17 protein-coding genes are annotated in these 16,473 nt (G+C 34.2%); 9 read left to right on the top strand and 8 right to left on the bottom strand.

Going from position 1 to position 16,473, the window contains the following annotated elements:
* Window positions 1–6: 6 nt before the first annotated feature.
* Window positions 7–1,299, bottom strand: coding sequence for a phenylacetate--CoA ligase family protein (locus EAG08_RS12790; RefSeq protein WP_129537268.1), 1,293 nt, complete (start codon window positions 1,297–1,299; stop codon window positions 7–9).
* A gap of 349 nt (window positions 1,300–1,648) precedes the next feature.
* Here EAG08_RS12790 and ileS point away from each other — a divergent pair, with 349 nt between their 5' ends.
* The 9 genes from ileS to trpS all read left to right on the top strand — a co-directional run bounded on the left by ileS (window position 1,649) and on the right by trpS (window position 10,108).
* Window positions 1,649–5,047 carry an isoleucine--tRNA ligase gene (gene ileS / locus EAG08_RS12785; protein ID WP_129535780.1) on the top strand — a complete coding sequence of 1,133 codons (3,399 nt, stop codon included), beginning with the start codon at window positions 1,649–1,651 and terminating at the stop codon, window positions 5,045–5,047.
* Between the two features lie 59 nt (window positions 5,048–5,106).
* On the top strand, window positions 5,107–5,487 hold the full coding sequence (locus EAG08_RS12780) for a TraR/DksA family transcriptional regulator (protein WP_129535779.1): 381 nt from the start codon (window positions 5,107–5,109) through the stop codon (window positions 5,485–5,487).
* An 86-nt stretch (window positions 5,488–5,573) separates the two neighbouring features.
* Entirely contained in the window at window positions 5,574–5,819 is a 246-nt protein-coding gene (locus EAG08_RS12775; protein ID WP_129535778.1) for a DUF6576 domain-containing protein, read from the top strand.
* 59 nt (window positions 5,820–5,878) lie between these two features.
* Window positions 5,879–6,076 (top strand): DUF2683 family protein, encoded by a 198-nt coding sequence (locus EAG08_RS12770; RefSeq protein WP_129535777.1) that lies wholly within the window; start codon window positions 5,879–5,881, stop codon window positions 6,074–6,076.
* Window positions 6,076–6,714 carry a lipoprotein signal peptidase gene (locus EAG08_RS12765; protein WP_129535776.1) on the top strand — a complete coding sequence of 213 codons (639 nt, stop codon included), beginning with the start codon at window positions 6,076–6,078 and terminating at the stop codon, window positions 6,712–6,714. Before EAG08_RS12770 ends, EAG08_RS12765 begins: the two co-directional genes overlap by 1 nt.
* 42 nt (window positions 6,715–6,756) lie before the next feature.
* Window positions 6,757–7,401, top strand: a complete 645-nt coding sequence (locus tag EAG08_RS12760; RefSeq protein WP_129535775.1) for a vancomycin high temperature exclusion protein — start codon at window positions 6,757–6,759, stop codon at window positions 7,399–7,401.
* A gap of 45 nt (window positions 7,402–7,446) precedes the next feature.
* The gene (locus EAG08_RS12755; RefSeq protein WP_129535774.1) at window positions 7,447–8,157 is read left to right on the top strand and encodes a hypothetical protein; all 711 of its coding nucleotides are present in this window, start codon (window positions 7,447–7,449) and stop codon (window positions 8,155–8,157) included.
* A complete protein-coding gene (locus EAG08_RS12750; protein ID WP_129535773.1) occupies window positions 8,158–9,018 on the top strand; it encodes a hypothetical protein in 861 nt (286 codons plus the stop codon).
* Between the two features lie 121 nt (window positions 9,019–9,139).
* On the top strand, window positions 9,140–10,108 hold the full coding sequence (gene trpS / locus EAG08_RS12745) for a tryptophan--tRNA ligase (RefSeq protein WP_129535772.1): 969 nt from the start codon (window positions 9,140–9,142) through the stop codon (window positions 10,106–10,108).
* A gap of 63 nt (window positions 10,109–10,171) precedes the next feature.
* Here the strand turns inward: trpS and EAG08_RS12740 are convergent, their stop codons facing one another.
* The 7 genes from EAG08_RS12740 to metK form a co-directional block, all read right to left on the bottom strand.
* A complete protein-coding gene (locus tag EAG08_RS12740) occupies window positions 10,172–11,449 on the bottom strand; it encodes a sensor histidine kinase (protein WP_129535771.1) in 1,278 nt (425 codons plus the stop codon).
* A complete protein-coding gene (locus tag EAG08_RS12735) occupies window positions 11,449–12,120 on the bottom strand; it encodes a response regulator transcription factor (protein ID WP_129535770.1) in 672 nt (223 codons plus the stop codon). The genes EAG08_RS12740 and EAG08_RS12735 overlap by 1 nt, the downstream gene beginning before the upstream one ends.
* 114 nt (window positions 12,121–12,234) lie before the next feature.
* Window positions 12,235–12,684 (bottom strand): PepSY-like domain-containing protein, encoded by a 450-nt coding sequence (locus EAG08_RS12730; protein WP_129535769.1) that lies wholly within the window; start codon window positions 12,682–12,684, stop codon window positions 12,235–12,237.
* An 86-nt stretch (window positions 12,685–12,770) separates the two neighbouring features.
* Window positions 12,771–13,466, bottom strand: coding sequence for a YjjG family noncanonical pyrimidine nucleotidase (locus tag EAG08_RS12725; RefSeq protein ID WP_129535768.1), 696 nt, complete (start codon window positions 13,464–13,466; stop codon window positions 12,771–12,773).
* Between the two features lie 198 nt (window positions 13,467–13,664).
* The gene (locus EAG08_RS12720) at window positions 13,665–14,252 is read right to left on the bottom strand and encodes an RNA polymerase sigma factor (RefSeq protein WP_129535767.1); all 588 of its coding nucleotides are present in this window, start codon (window positions 14,250–14,252) and stop codon (window positions 13,665–13,667) included.
* A gap of 186 nt (window positions 14,253–14,438) precedes the next feature.
* Window positions 14,439–14,930: a hypothetical protein gene (locus EAG08_RS12715; RefSeq protein ID WP_129535766.1), complete on the bottom strand. Its 492-nt coding sequence runs from the start codon at window positions 14,928–14,930 to the stop codon at window positions 14,439–14,441.
* An 82-nt stretch (window positions 14,931–15,012) separates the two neighbouring features.
* A complete protein-coding gene (metK, locus tag EAG08_RS12710) occupies window positions 15,013–16,293 on the bottom strand; it encodes a methionine adenosyltransferase (RefSeq protein ID WP_129535765.1) in 1,281 nt (426 codons plus the stop codon).
* Window positions 16,294–16,473: the final 180 nt, after the last annotated feature.

The following is a 16,473-nucleotide window of genomic DNA, read 5'->3' as shown; positions in this document are numbered from 1 at the left end:
TTGAATTTATCTTAAGTCTAAAAAATGAATTGGCTTTCTGCTATTTGGATTCAGAACCGTTTTAGATAAAATATCAAAATCAACGAATTCAATTTTCGGGCTTACCCTTAGTTTTGCCCTGAAATGATCACGAACTTCGCCTTCAAAACTTTCATCTTCTCTTTCTGTACTCAATTTAATGATAATTTCATCCAAACCTATTTCATTGGATTGAATTACAATCTGGTAACATAAAATTCCGTCAAAATCATTCAAAATATCATTCATCGCAGGCGGATATAATGTTGTTCCTTTATATTTGATCATCTGCTGTTTCCTACCAACAACCGGACCTAGACGCATCGTGTTTCTTCCACACTGACAAGGCTCGTAATGGGCTTTAACTAAATCTCCCGTTTTAAATCTTAATAAAGGAAGTGCTTCAACACCTAAAGTTGTAATTGTCAGTTCACCGCTTTCTCCATTTTCCACAGGATTCTCTTCATCATTAAGAATTTCTGTAATAATTAATTCCGGATGCTGATGTCCGCCAATTTGCAATTCACATTCTGTAAAAGCCGTGCTCATTTCCGTTGAAGCGTAAGTAGAATATAATTGAATATTCCATTTTTCTTTAATCTTCTGCGAAAGAATATTATCGGTAAAATCCTGATTTTTGATACTTTCACCAATACAAACAGCTCCGAGAACACTAGAGTTTTTATAATCAATTCCATTTTTCTCAGCGTAGTCGATCATTTTTAAAAGAAATGAGGGAACCGTAATTAAATATTTAGGTTTGTATCTAAAAATTGAATCCCATTGCAATTCAGGAATTCCCGGTCCCATTCTGATGACGCTTGCACCCATTTTTCTTAAACCTAAAAGATAGGCGAGCCCAGCAATAAATCTTTTGTCAATGGTCGTGATCATTTGTACAACGTCGCCTTTTTGAATTCCTGCACAAGAAAGAGATATCGCTTCATTGTAAGCAATTCTTTCCATATCATTTTCAGAAAGTCCAAAAGTCACCGGATCACCCAATGTTCCTGAAGTTGTACTGTAATCAACAATTTGATTTTGTGGAACACAGAAAAAGTCTTCATTATTCTGCTGAATATCATTCTTCGATGTCGTCGGGATTTTCTGCAAATCTTCCAAAGTCTGAATATCAGAAATCTGAATATTATTTTCTTTGAATAGCTTCTGATAAAAAGGTGAATTCGCCTCAAGATATTGTAAAAGCTCCTGAAGTTTTTCTTCCTGAAACTTTTTGATGTCCTGAATGCTTGATTTCTCGATGAGTGGGAAGAGTTCCAATAGTTTAAATTTAGAAGACAAATTTATTTAAATTAAAATTAAAAGAGGAATGCTAAATTTTGTTTCCACGTATCACATAGATTTTCACAGATTATTGTTTTAAAATTTAATCTAATAAATCTGCGCTATCTGCAAAATCTGCGAGAGAAATGTAAGTTTTGGCTAAAGCCCGCTTCTATTGATGAAAATCACAGATTTTATTAGTAAAACAATTTAAAATTCACTTTCAAAAACGCTTCAATTTTCACAAACTTTTCAATAATTCGACTCAAAATAAAACATATATTATAAACCGACAAAAATCACTAAATTTGCCAACTTGATTAATCAACGAAATTGAGAAATTACAATGAGCCAATTTAAAGAATATAAAAACCTTAACCTGATAGACGTAGCCGAGAATGTTGCGGAATTCTGGAAAGCCAATAAAACCTTTGAAAAAAGTGTTGAAACTCGTGAAGGAAATCCTGAATTTGTGTTTTATGAAGGTCCACCTTCAGCAAACGGAATGCCCGGAATTCACCACGTTATGGCAAGAGCGTTGAAAGATATTTTCTGTCGTTACCAAACTCAGAACGGGAAACAGGTTTTCCGTAAAGCGGGTTGGGACACGCACGGACTTCCGGTAGAATTAGGAGTTGAAAAAGAACTAGGGATTACAAAAGAAGATATTGGCAAAAAAATTTCGATTGAAGATTACAACAAAGCTTGTCGTGAAGCGGTAATGCGCTATACTGATGTCTGGAATCACCTGACCGAAAAAATCGGATATTGGGTAGATCTTGAAGATCCGTACATCACGTACAAATCAAAATACATGGAAACCGTTTGGTGGTTGTTGAAGCAATTGTACAGCAAAGATTTGTTGTATAAAGGGTACACGATTCAGCCGTATTCTCCGAAAGCAGGAACGGGACTTTCTTCTCACGAAGTTAATCAACCCGGAGCTTACCGTGATGTGACCGACACAACGATTGTAGCACAATTCAAGACACTTCCTGAAACATTACCTTCGTTTTTACAAGGTTTTGGAGATGTACATTTCTTAGCATGGACGACAACTCCTTGGACTTTACCTTCGAACACTGCTTTGACGGTAGGTCCAAAAATCGATTACGTTTTAGTAAAAACATTTAACCAATATACTTTTGATCCGATTAATATTGTTTTGGCTAAAGCTTTGGTTGGAAAACAGTTCGGGAAAAAATTCATCGAAGGAACTGACGAAGATTTCGCTAATTATACTTCATCAAGCAAAACCATTCCTTTCCAAATTCTTGGGGAGTTCAAAGGTTTTGATTTGGTTGGAATTAAATATGAGCAGTTATTACCCTACACTTTACCGTACCAAAACCCAGAAAATGCTTTCAGAGTAATTTCAGGAGACTTCGTTACGACTGAAGACGGTACAGGAATCGTTCATACAGCGCCAACTTTCGGTGCTGATGATGCGAAAGTTGCCAAAGAAGCGACACCTGAAGTTCCGCCAATGTTGGTTTTAAATGAATTCGGAAACCCTGTTCCGTTGGTAGATTTACAAGGAAAGTTTACTTCGCAGATGGGAGATTTCGCAGGTAAATATGTGAAAAACGAATATTATGATGCAGGAAAAGCACCAGAAAAATCTGTTGATGTAGAAATTGCAATTCGTTTAAAAGAAGAAAACAAAGCTTTTAAAGTTGAAAAATACGTTCACAGTTACCCACACAGCTGGAGAACAGATGAGCCACTTTTATATTATCCGTTAGATTCTTGGTTTGTAAAAATGACAGCGGTAAAAGACCGTTTGGTAGATTTAAACAAAGAAATCAACTGGAAGCCGAAAGCTACAGGAGAAGGGCGTTTCGGGAATTGGCTGGAAAATGTGAACGACTGGAACCTTTCCCGTTCAAGATATTGGGGAATTCCTTTGCCAATCTGGAGAACAGACCCTTCAACAGGCTCAGCACAGGAAGAAATCATCATCGGTTCTGTTGAGGAATTATACAATGAGATTGAGAAATCTATCGCAGCAGGATTGATGAAAGAAAATCCGTTCAAAGGATTTGAAATCGGAAATATGTCTGAAGAAAACTATTCTTTGGTTGATTTACACAAAAATATCGTTGACAAAATAGTTTTGGTTTCAGAATCAGGAAAAGCAATGAACCGTGAGAGCGACTTGATCGACGTTTGGTTCGATTCAGGTTCTATGCCTTATGCGCAGTTGCATTATCCTTTTGAGAATAAAGAATTAATTGACAATAATAAAGCTTTCCCGGCAGACTTCATCGCTGAAGGCGTTGACCAGACTCGTGGCTGGTTCTACACACTTCATGCAATCGGAACTGCGGTTTTTGATTCAGTTGCTTATAAAAATGTAATGAGTAACGGACTTGTTTTGGATAAAAATGGTCTGAAAATGTCAAAATCAAAAGGAAATGCAGTTGACCCATTCGAGACTTTAGCAGTTTACGGACCTGATGCAACACGTTGGTACATGGTTTCGAATGCAAACCCTTGGGAAAACCTGAAATTTGACATCGAAGGAATTGACGAAGTGAGAAGGAAATTCTTCGGAACTCTTTACAACACCTATTCATTCTTCACTCTATATGCGAATGTAGATGGATTTAAGTATTCTGAAAAAGATATTGAAAACAGACCAGAAATCGACCGTTGGATTTTATCTGAATTGAATCTTTTAATTAAAGAAGTAAAAGCATTCTACGAAGATTATGAGCCTACAAGAGTAGCAAGATCCATCAGTAATTTCGTAAACGATAACTTGAGTAACTGGTATGTAAGATTGTGCAGAAGACGTTTCTGGAAAGGAGACTATTCTGATGACAAAATCTCTGCTTACCAAACTTTATATACGTGTCTTGAAACTGTTGCCAAATTATCCGCACCCATCGCTCCGTTCTTTATGGATCAGTTGTATCAGGATTTAAATGCAGCGACAGGAAAAGAAACATTTGAATCCGTTCACTTAACAGATTTCCCGGTTGCCGATGAAAGTTTAATCGATCAGGATTTGGTTGAAAAAACACATTTAGCACAGAATATTACGAGTATGGTTTTCTCTTTGAGAAAGAAAGAAAATATAAAAGTGCGACAGCCGTTACAAAAAGTTTTGATTCCTGTTTTGGATAAGAAAACTGAAGAGCAGATTTTAGCGGTTTCAGAATTAATTAAACAAGAAGTTAACGTTAAAGAATTGCAGTTAATCAATGCTGAAGAAGCATCTCATTTAATTGTAAAACAGATCAAACCGAACTTCAAAACTTTAGGTTCAAGACTCGGGAAAGACATGAAAGTTGTTGGTAGTGAGATTTCTAATTTCACACCAGAGCAAATTTCATCTTTAGAGAAAGAAGGAAAAACAGACATTCAAGGGTATGAAATTACAACAGCCGATGTAGAAATTTCAACGAAAGACATTCCGGGATGGACCGTAACTTCTGACGGGAAAACAACTGTGGCATTAGATTTGACGCTAACAGAAGAATTAAAATCTGAAGGTATCGCAAGAGAGTTTATCAACAGGATCCAAAATCTTAGAAAAGAGAAAGATTTTGAATTAACAGACAGAATAAACATCATTTTGGAAGAAAATACACCATTTTTGGAACAAATTAAGCAAAATGAGGAATATATTTCATCTGAGGTCTTGTCAAATAAAATAGAAATTGTATCTTCACTTTCAAATTTTAACGAAATCGACATCGATGACCTTAATTTTAAAGTAAATGTTGAAAAAAATTAATATTTAATTATTGTTTTTTCAAAATCCATTTCATAAATTTATTAAAAAAGAAAAAGACAATGCAAGACGAAAGGGTAAGATATAATGACTCTGATTTACAGGAATTTAAAAAGTTAATCAAAGATAAAATAGAAAAAGCAGAGAAAGATCTGCAGTTGATTAGAGAAAGTTTCATCAACGATCAAAACAACGGAACTGACGACACATCACCAACTTTCAAAGCTTTTGAAGAAGGTGCTGAAACGCTGAGCAAAGAGCAAAACTCTATTTTGGCAGGAAGACAGGAGAAGTTTGTGAGAGATCTGAAAAATGCTTTAATCAGAATTGAAAACAAAACGTACGGTGTATGCCGAGTAACTGGAAAACTGATCCCGAAAGAGAGGCTTTTGGCAGTTCCACACGCTACTTTGAGCATTGAAGCTAAAAATATGCAGAGATAATTATTTTTATCTTATTTTTGTAAATAATTAATTGGGTTTATATGATGTTATTCAACATTGTATAAACCTAATTTTTAATTATATCTATGAGTGAATATTTGATTTTAGGAATTATCCTTGTGGCAGTTTTATGGTATTTTAATCGAGATCTGATCAAAAATAGATTCTATCCCGACAAACCTAAAAATCTGACCATCGATCAACAGTTCAATTCAGATAAGCGAGAAAGGGAAAAGGAAATCGACAGACTTCTCAGTAAAATGGGCAAGAACGGAATCAACGACCTGTCTGCAAAAGACAGAAAAAGATTAGACGAACTTTCTAAGCATTAACATTAAACATAAAGCGTTGGTGAAGCTTTAGGCTTCACCAACGTTTCAAATAAATTAAAATGGAAGCATTAATTGTACACCCCAAAAACCAAATGGAGCTGAATGCGCTGAAAAGCGTGATGAAAGATATGGGAATTCGTTACGAAAAATTTCACACAAGAGGCGCAAAAACTCAAACTTTTGAACCTCGTACTCCTGCAGTGAAAAAAGATAAGCCTGTAAGAAACTTTAAAGACAAACCAAAGCCGAATTTGTAATGAAGAAGATTGCACTTATCACTTTTCTTATTTTATTGATCGATCAGGCATCAAAAATTTATATTAAAACTAATTTTAGCCTTAATGACAGTGTTTCTGTTTTTCCAGGTTTTAAATTAACTTTTGTCGAAAATCCAGGAATGGCTTATGGCTTTCATTTTGGAGGAATGCTTGGCAAATATTTTCTGGTCATCGTTCGTATTTTCTTGATAGGCGGAATGGTTTATCTGTTTAAAAAATGGTTGGCAAGAGGTGAATCTAATTATCTGATTATTCCAATGTCCATTATTTTTGCCGGAGCTATTGGAAATCTTATAGACGGAATGTTTTACGGATTAATTTTCGACAGCGGGATGGTTTATGATGAAAGCGTTAATCAATGGATTGGTTACGGCGGAGTTTCTAAATTAGTTCCTTTCGGTGAGGGTTACTCTACATTTATGAAAGGTTGCGTGGTTGATATGCTTCATTTTCCTTTGGTAGACTGGACTGCTCCCGAAAGCTGGCCGTTAATTGGAGGTAAGCACTTCGAATTCTTCAAATACATTTTCAATGTTGCCGATTCTGCAATAACTGTGGGTGCCGCATTTTTATTGATTTTCAGAAAGAAAGCTTTCCCGAATGGATTAGAATTTTAAAATATTTCATACTTTTATGAAACCTTTTAGGGTTTAAAATGTATGAAAAGAATTATAAAAAATACACTCAAAATCTTCCTGCTACTTTTTGTGGCAGGAATTATTTTTGTCATCTGGTCAAACTTCACCATTAAAGATCAGGCGGAAAATTTCGTTACTTCAGATCTTTCAAAACTACCTACCGAGAAAACAGGACTTCTCCTTGGAACGAGCAAAACGCTTTCAAACGGAAATCCGAATGCATACTTTTTTAACAGAATAAAAGCCGCCGCAGACTTATATAAATCCGGGAAGATTCAAAACATTATTGTAAGCGGAGATAATTCTCAAAAGGATTATAATGAACCTGAAGAAATGAAAAACGAGCTGATCAAAGCCGGAGTTCCTGCAGAAAGAGTCTTTGAAGATTTTGCAGGCTTCAGAACTTTAGACTCAGTCGTTCGGGCGAAAGAAATTTTCGGGCAAAATTCTTACATCATTATTTCACAGAAGTTTCACAATGAGAGAGCCGTTTTTCTTGCCAGAAAAAATGGAATTGAAGCATTCGGTTACAATGCTGCAGATGTGAATAAATATGCCGGCTTTAAAACCAATGCGAGAGAAAAACTGGCGCGAGCAAAGGTTTTCTGGGATTTCATTTTTGGAGTTGAACCGAAGTTTGGTGGAGATAAAATTTTAATTCCTTAGTTTTTTTAAATTTAATATAAAAACTAATAAATACTCTTGAGAAAAATGAGCGTCTTCACTTATCATTTAGTAAAAACAAACTACTTTTCTGCGCTTAGAATTCTTTTGTTTTCACCAAAGCCAAAAAACACTCCGGGTTTGATTCATGCAGAATGTATGACCGCAATGACGCTTGGTTCTGCTATATTTTCACCTTCACGAATGCTGATAAGACAAATCGCAGTGTTTGCTCAATGGGAAAATGAAAGTGATGTTGATAATTTTTTAGCTAAAAATAATTTTGGAAAAATCTTATCTAAAGGTTGGCATACGAGATTAACTTTTATGAGAAAATGGGGGAAATTCAATAAGTTTGAAATTCCGGATGAAACTTTAGAATTTGAAAATCCTGATTCTCCAGTTGTCGCTGTCACTATTGCACGAATGAAATTTCTGCAAATCCCAAGATTTATTCATTGGGGAAGACCGGTTGAGAAATTGGTTAGAGATAATCCTGCAACTACCTTGTCTTTAGCTTCCATTAAATTTCCAAATACCGTTTCTACTTTTTCAATTTGGAAAACGCAGAAAGAAATGACCGATATGGTTCATGGACACAGCAAAGTTCCAAAGCCAGAAAGACACGCTGATGCAATGAAAGAAAGAAATCGAAAAGATTTTCATTTTGAATTTACAACGTTGCGCTTCAAACCCATCTCGGAATTTGGTGAATGGAACGGACGACGCAACATTATTCCAAATCTCAAAAGTAATTAAATGAGATTCGCTTATCCGATGCAGAAGTTTCAGGATTGGATGACTCAGCAATGGGTGATTCTGCGTGGAAGAAAAATAAAGCCAGAAGATTTTCCTTGGCTGATGGGACCGTTTGGAAATCTGGATGCAATTGGTGAAGATTTCATTCACAAATTTGCGGAAAAAGAAAATTTAATTATTCAAAAAGATTCTAAAGCAAAAGGCATTATCCCCGCAATGCAGAAATTGAATTTATCTGAAGCTGAATTTTCTAATTTATCTAAAAGTGTGATTGAGTTTTATGAAAAAACAGACAATTACAACTTGCAATTTTCTGTACATTGGAATCCGTTTTTCAAACTTTTCGGGATTTTGATTAATAAATTATTCAGCAACAGAATCAATCAATTAAATATTCCGACTAAAAACATTGATGACTCAGAATTTTTAAAAAGTGAGATTATCAACCTTATTGATGTAAATACCAATGAAATCAAATATACATTTTGGTTTCGCTCTATTAAATCCAGCGGACAAGTGATCTATTCTGGCGTTTATGGAATTAGCAATTTACCTTCAGGAAAAACCTGTGTAAAAGCCGTTTTCCCCCTTCCCAATGGGAATGCAACAGTGTTGATGAATCCAAGTATTGGAGAAAATGGGGAATTGATTTTAGATTCTTCAGGAAAAAAATTTGGTGATGCCGGGTTTTATTTTTTACTAAAAGATTCTAAGGGTGATTATTGGTCGCAATTCATCAGTTCATTCCGTGACCGTTTGATTATTGGTTCACAAAACGATATCATCTCAGCAGAACAGACCTTAACACTCTGGCATTTAAAGGTTTTAACTTTTAAATACACAATTGAGTTGAAGAAATAATTCTTCTAAATTTGAACAGAACTAACTTTTTTAATAGAGATAATTTTATATTACTCTACGGTAGTTTTGAACAAGATAAATTCTAAATTTTCCCTATTTTTGCACAAACAATTTTAAACAAATGTCAAGAATTCTTACCGGCATACAAGCCACCGGAACTCCGCACCTTGGAAACCTTTTGGGTGCTATTATTCCTGCGATTGAGCTATCAAAGCAAGCAGGAAACGAATCATTTTTATTTATTGCGAATCTGCACTCACTTACGCAGATCAAAGACGCAAAAGAACTTAAAAACAATACCTACGAAATTGCTGCAGCTTGGCTTGCCTGCGGATTGGATACTGAAAAAACATTCTTTTACAGACAGAGCGACATCCCTGAAACCTGTGAACTATCTTGGCATTTATCATGTTTTTTTCCTTATCAGAGACTGACCTTAGCGCATTCTTTTAAAGATAAAGCAGATCGTTTACAAGATGTTAATGCTGGATTATTTACCTATCCGATTTTGATGGCGGCAGATATCTTATTGTACGACGCAGAGATCGTTCCTGTAGGAAAAGACCAGCTTCAACACCTTGAAATTGCCCGTGACGTTGCCTCAAGATTTAATAATCAAATGGGAGAAGTTTTGGTTTTACCTCAAGCTGAATTGCAGGAAGACACCAAATATGTTCCAGGACTTGATGGACACAAAATGTCTAAATCCAGAGGAAACATCATCAATATTTTCTTGCCTGAAAAGGAATTGAAAAAACAGGTAATGAGTATAGAAAGTGATTCTAAATCTTTAGAAGAGCCAAAAGATCCGTCTACAGATAAGACTTTTGCTATTTTTGAATTAATTGCTACACCTGAACAAACTGAAGAATTGAGAGCCAAATATCTAGCCGGAAATTTTGGTTACGGTCATGCTAAAAAAGAACTTTTCGATTTAATTCTAACAAGATTTGAAAAAGAAAGAGAATTGTTTTCTTACTACATGAACAATCTTGATGAACTAGAAGCAAAACTTCAGGAAGGAGCAGAAAAAACGAGAGCAATCGCCACACAGACCATTCAGAGAGTAAGAGAAAGTTTGGGAATTTAATTTAAACTTTTTAAATATAGGAAAGCCTTTCACGTTGAAAGGCTTTTGTTTTTTAATTGTGTATTAATTTTTCGAAAGAATAAAATAATGCATACCATCATCAAATTCATATGTAACATCCCATTGCGGATATTGTTTTATAATAGTCTTAATGATAGACAGTCCCAATCCTGTAGATCCCTGATCTGAACCTTGTTTATAAAAACGATTAAAAATCTGAGATTTATCTAAAGGAATTTCTGAGCCTGTATTTTGAAATATTAGTCTTTCTTTTTCTGTGATAATATTAATAATTCCGTTTTGGTTGTTATATTTTACTGCATTTTTAAGTAAATTTGAAAGAAGAATATTGACAAGATCAGGATCAAAAGCTGCTTCAAAAACCTCTTTTTCAACCACATTGAGATCGATCTTTTTATATTCAATAAAATCTTCATAGCTTTTCACCAAATCGTTGATCAATACATTAAAATTGACATTGGATATTTTATTAAACTGATTATTTTCAATCTTGGAAAGCATTAACAAAGATTTATTCAATCCAGCCATTCTTCTGAGATCATTTTTTACATCATTCAAAAAGTTGAGATTTTTCTTATCGAGCTCACCATTTTGAATTGATAAGTCAATTTTATTAATCACAATTGCCAATGGAGTCTGCAGTTCGTGAGAGGCATTTTCTATAAACTGTTTCTGCTGATGAAAAACGAGTTCATTGCGCTCGATCATTTCATTAATTTCAATATTTAACTCCTCAAATTCTTTTATGGAATAATTTTGAGGTTCATTAAAAGAAGAAGCACCAAACTGGTATTTTTTAAGCTTATCTAAAATTAAATAAAACGGTTGCATAGCTTTATGAAGCAGAAATCCATTAACGGCAACAATACTTACTACCAAGAGAAGATACAGAACAATCAATGCTGTTGTAAGGTCGTATACCAACTCATCTTCCTCTACAGTAGACGTTCTGATGATAAGCTGCTGATGTTTTCCAAACTGGTCTATAAAATCAGTTTTAAGAACCCGGTATGGCTGTTCTTCATCATCATATTCCATATAATACATTTTATTATACAGACTGTTTTTATCTTTATATTCTGACGCAGAAATAGGATTTATCTTAAACTCATTAAAGCCAAATTCATTATTTCGCAACAAATTTTCGTCAAGATATACCGCCTTAATAATTTGTATTTTCCTGTTTTTTAAGCCATCATCTACATTATCATACACTTCATCTAAAATATAAGCGTAAAACAACGCAGCCCAAACAGCAATGATCAATAATAAGATCGTGATGAGGTACTTTATTGTATAATATTTTAGAGAAACTTTCATTAAATAAATTTATAACCAATCCCATAAACAGCCTGAAAATCAGCTTCAGATTTGAATTCTTTCAATTTTTTACGAAGATTTTTTATTTGAGAATAAATAAAGTCCAGACTGTCTGCCTGATCAATATAATCTCCCCAAATTGCTTCTGCAAGCATTGTTTTCTGCAATGTTTTTTCAGGATTTATAACAAAATAATAGAGAAGATCATATTCTTTACGATTAAGGATCAATTCATTATTATTGATCTTCACTATTCTGCTTTCCGGGTCGATGTGAATATTTTTATAGCTAATTGTATTTTCTCCATCCTGATTTTTTCGTCTGATGACAGATTTAATTCTAGCCATCAATTCCGCCAGATGAAAAGGTTTAGCGAGATAGTCGTCTGCTCCGATTTCCAATCCGTTCACTTTATCATCTACAGAATCTTTCGCAGATAAAATGATTACAGGATCTTTTTTGTGCATGCTTTTAATTTCCTTCAGAAGATCCATCCCGTTTCCGTCCGGGAGCATTATATCCAGAAGAATACAGTCATATTCATAAGAAATGATCTTTTCTAATCCCGATTGATAATCATCAGCATATTCTACGATAAAATGTTCTGTTTCAAGAAAACTTTTCACCACATTTCTTAATTCCGGCTCATCTTCTATAATTAAAATCTTCATATCTGCATTTATAATTAAGCTCTATCAAATATATAAAATTACAACCTCCTGACTACAGGAGGCTGTTTATCCTTTAAGAATTTGTCTTTATTTGTTGGTGTATAATTTTCGTTATTAATCATCAATTCGTTTAAAATTTCCGTTTTTATCGAATTCAAGATCTATTCCGTTAGAAAGTTCGGCTTTATATGACCAGCTTTTTCTTTCTATTTTAGTAATCTGGGTATTGGGAAAACTTTTGGCCACGTAGTTTCTTATATTGACAGGAATAAATCCGTAAGGGACTTTCTGATGCTCACCGTCCACCTCTTTCCAGTTTCCTTTGCTGTCAAATTCAACTTTTATTCCGTTGCCCAAACGTACTTTATATTCGTCAACACCATAAATTTCACGGTCTTCAATTACAGAACCTGCGGCAACTCCTTTAAAATTGACAGCTAGAAAGTTTTTGGCAGTTTTTGGCAGTTGGTTTGCGCTTATTACTTTCTCCTGTGCAAAAACAAAGCCCGCCATTAATAGGAAAATAAGAGTAAATGCTCCTGTGATTTTTTTTAATTTTCTCATAATATAAATTTTTTTGTTCGTTATTATGAAGCAAAATTCTATATTAATTTAGGAAAGAATTAGGAATGAACCACAAAAGCAATTTTTTATAAATATTCTTTGATCTGTAAAAGATGCTTAATCACTTTTAAATTTTCCTGCTCCGGATTTTCATTTAAAACATCAAAGAAAATAACATCTATTCCGAAATTCTGCGCTCCTACAACATCTGCAATCCAATCGTCACCAATCAGAATACTTTCTTCTTTCTGAGCCTTAGCAAGACCTAAAGAATACTCAAAAATCGTTGGATTTGGTTTTCTTACACCAACAGAATCTGCACTGGTAATCGTATTAAAATAATGATCAATACCAGACAAAATACATTTTCTCTCGGTCACTTCCTGAAAACCGTTTGAAATAATATGAAGTTTGTAATTTTTAGCTTTTAAATAATCTAAAATATATTCTGCGCCTTCAACCAGGTGGTTGTAATTTAGAATTTTATCTAAAAAATGTTCTTCAAAAAACATAGACAATTCCAAATCATCAATCCCAAAACGTTTAAATGTATCGTAAAATCTATGTTTTCTCAGATACTCTTTATCAATTTCACCATCTCTTATTTGTTCCCACAGTTTTTCGTTAATCTTGTGATACACAGAATGAAACTCTTCAAAATCTATATTGTATTTTAAGGTAATTTCTTCTTTTCCGAAAAGGTCTTTAATGGTAAGATATGCGTTCTTGCGGTGATCCCAAAGGGTATTGTCGAGGTCAAAAAAAATGTGCTGAATTTCCATACAGCACAAAATTAATGATTAATTTTTTGAAACGTGATAATGATTATTCTTAATCTTTACAACGTCAAGACTTTTTGAGAAACTAAGTAAAAAATCAATGGTTTGTTTTTTGGGTTTCAAACTTTTAATTTTTAAAGAATCGTTATTTTTCATAGGCAAAAAATGTTTTTTCTTTAAAACGTGAAACATTGTGAATTATTATCTCGTTAAGACAATATTATTTTCTTCCATGATTTTTCGTAGGTTAATCAAAGCATAGCGAACACGCCCCAAAGTCGTATTAATGCTCATATCTGTATGATCTGCAATCTCTTTAAAACTTAGTCCGTCAAAAAACCTGAGTTTTATCACCTCTTGTTGATTCTGTGGTAAAAACTGCAGCATTTTCAGCAAATCTTCCTGAATCTGCATACTGACCAACTGATCTTCAATATTTTCTGAAGGCTCTCTGATTAAATCAAAAATAGAAAACTCATCATTATCAAAAGTGGTCTCCGAAACTTTTACGTTTTTGGATTTTGCTCTGAAATGATCGATAATTAAATTTTGTGCAATTCTTTTTGCCCAAAGAATAAATTTTCCTTCCTCATTATAGCGCCCTTCTTTCAGCATAATAATGATTTTGATAAAAGTATCTTGGAAAACATCATTTGCCAAATCTTCATCGTTTATCTTATAGAGAATAAACGAAAAGAGGTCTTTCTGATGACGATGTATAAGGGTTGACAATGCTTCTTCGTCTCCTTTCTGGTAAAGAGATATTAATAGGCTATCTGTTGATTTCATGACTTTGTTCTCAGTATATACCCGTAGCCAAACTGTCTCCCGTCATTCTGACTGGTTTATTTTCCGCTACAAAGTTTGTTAGAGTAAAGTCTTATCAATAAGCATTAAATTATGCTGTAAATATAAATAAAATTTTAATAACTGTTAAGTAATTATTAAATATTTAGAATAAATATTTAATAAAACCTACTTAAACATGTCATGTAAGAACGTCGTAGGAATATTTAGTGTGAAATTAATATTTAAACCTTTCAATTCTTTTCCATTTAATCTTGAATCTGCTATAGAAAAGGCATATCCTCCGGTTAAATCCAGAAGCCCAAATAATGAAACACCAATTTTTGGAGCTACATATTTGTTGGTCCCTTCAATACCGGCAAGAAAATAATAGGAATGTTTGAAATCTACATTTTTTTCAAAATTCAATAAAATATCAGCATTCACTTTTGGCATGATGGCAAATTCAGAATTGGCAGAGCCCATCAATGCAGAAGCACCTAATCGGTAGATGACATCATCAGTTTTCAAGAAAAGCAATTTCCCTCCTACTTCGCCAAAGCTTTGATTTTGATATACATATCCTACATTCAACATTTTATGTATTGTAACCTGAGCATTTGCAAAAGCGCTTAGAAAACATATAAATATTATTGCCACTACCCAACGAAAGTTCTTCATCTTATTTTATTTAAAACGTAAAATTAAAAAAAACTGCTTTATCTCATGAAGATAAAGCAGTTTAAATATCTAAAAGAAAAGATTAAATTCCAAAAGCAGATTTAATTTCTTCTACTTTGTCTAATTTTTCCCAAGTAAAAAATTCAAGACCTGTAAGAGTCAATTCATTTTTATGACCTTTGTTGAAAGTTTTATCTGCAACGAAATGCTCTCTTCCCATGTGACCGTAAGAAGCAGTCTCTTGGTAGATAGGATTTCTCAACTTCAGATTTTGCTCAATTGCGTAAGGTCTAAGATCGAAAATTGTAGAAACTTTTTTAGCGATTTCTCCATCATTCAAACCAGTTTTAGAAGTTCCGTATGTGTTGATGTATAAACCACAAGGTTCAGCAACACCGATAGCATAAGAAACTTGTACTAAAACCTCGTCTGCAACACCTGCAGCTACCAAGTTTTTCGCAATGTGTCTTGTAGCGTACGCTGCACTTCTGTCTACTTTTGAAGGGTCTTTTCCTGAAAATGCGCCACCACCATGAGCACCTTTCCCACCGTACGTATCAACGATAATCTTTCTTCCTGTAAGACCTGTATCTCCGTGAGGACCTCCGATTACGAATTTCCCAGTTGGGTTGATGTGATACTTGATTTGATCATTGAATAAAGCCTTGATTTCCTCAGTCTGCAAAGCCACAACTCTAGGAATCAAAATAGTTTTGATGTCTTCTCTGATTTTATTCAGCATTTCTTCTTCAGCAGCAAAATCGTCGTGCTGGGTAGAAACTACGATAGAATCAATTCTTACCGGTTTGTGATCATCAGAATACTCAATAGTTACCTGAGACTTTGCATCCGGACGTAGATATTTGATTTCAGAATCTTCTCTTCTGATTGCAGAAAGTTCTTTAAGAATCGTATGTGCAAGATCTAAAGCCAAAGGCATATAGTTAGACGTTTCATTCGTTGCATACCCAAACATCATCCCTTGATCACCCGCACCTTGAGCGTTTGCTTTAGCTTCGAAAGATTCGTCATTTACAGCTCTGTCAACCCCTTGATTGATATCCGGAGATTGTTCGTGAATTGCAGAGATTACACCGCAAGAATCACCGTTGAACATATACTCACCTTTAGTATAACCGATTCCGTTGATAACTTCTCTTGCGATCGTCTGAACGTCAAGATACGCATCAGATTTTACCTCACCAGCCAAAACAACCTGACCCGTAGTAACCAAAGTTTCACAAGCTACCTTTGAAGTTTTGTCGTATGCTAAAAAGTTATCGATTAACGCATCGGAAATCTGGTCGGCAATTTTATCAGGATGCCCTTCTGAAACTGATTCAGACGTAAATAAATAAGACATATTATTCTTGTATTTTTAAAATTAAATGTAGAAGAAAAAAATGAATAATTGCCCAGAAAAGCTAAAAAGAATATACTGTTTTAGCATTTTTTTAGAGAGGTTGCAATCAGGTCAAATTTTTCCTCGTTATAAACGTCAGCAAATTTAAGTACTATTTTCCTAATACTCAAAACTTTTGCG

The sequence above is a fragment of the Chryseobacterium sp. 3008163 genome (assembly GCF_003669035.1).
Lineage (GTDB): Bacteria > Bacteroidota > Bacteroidia > Flavobacteriales > Weeksellaceae > Chryseobacterium.
Note: the sequence above shows the minus strand (reverse complement) of the source record. Positions and strands in the feature narration are given on the sequence as shown.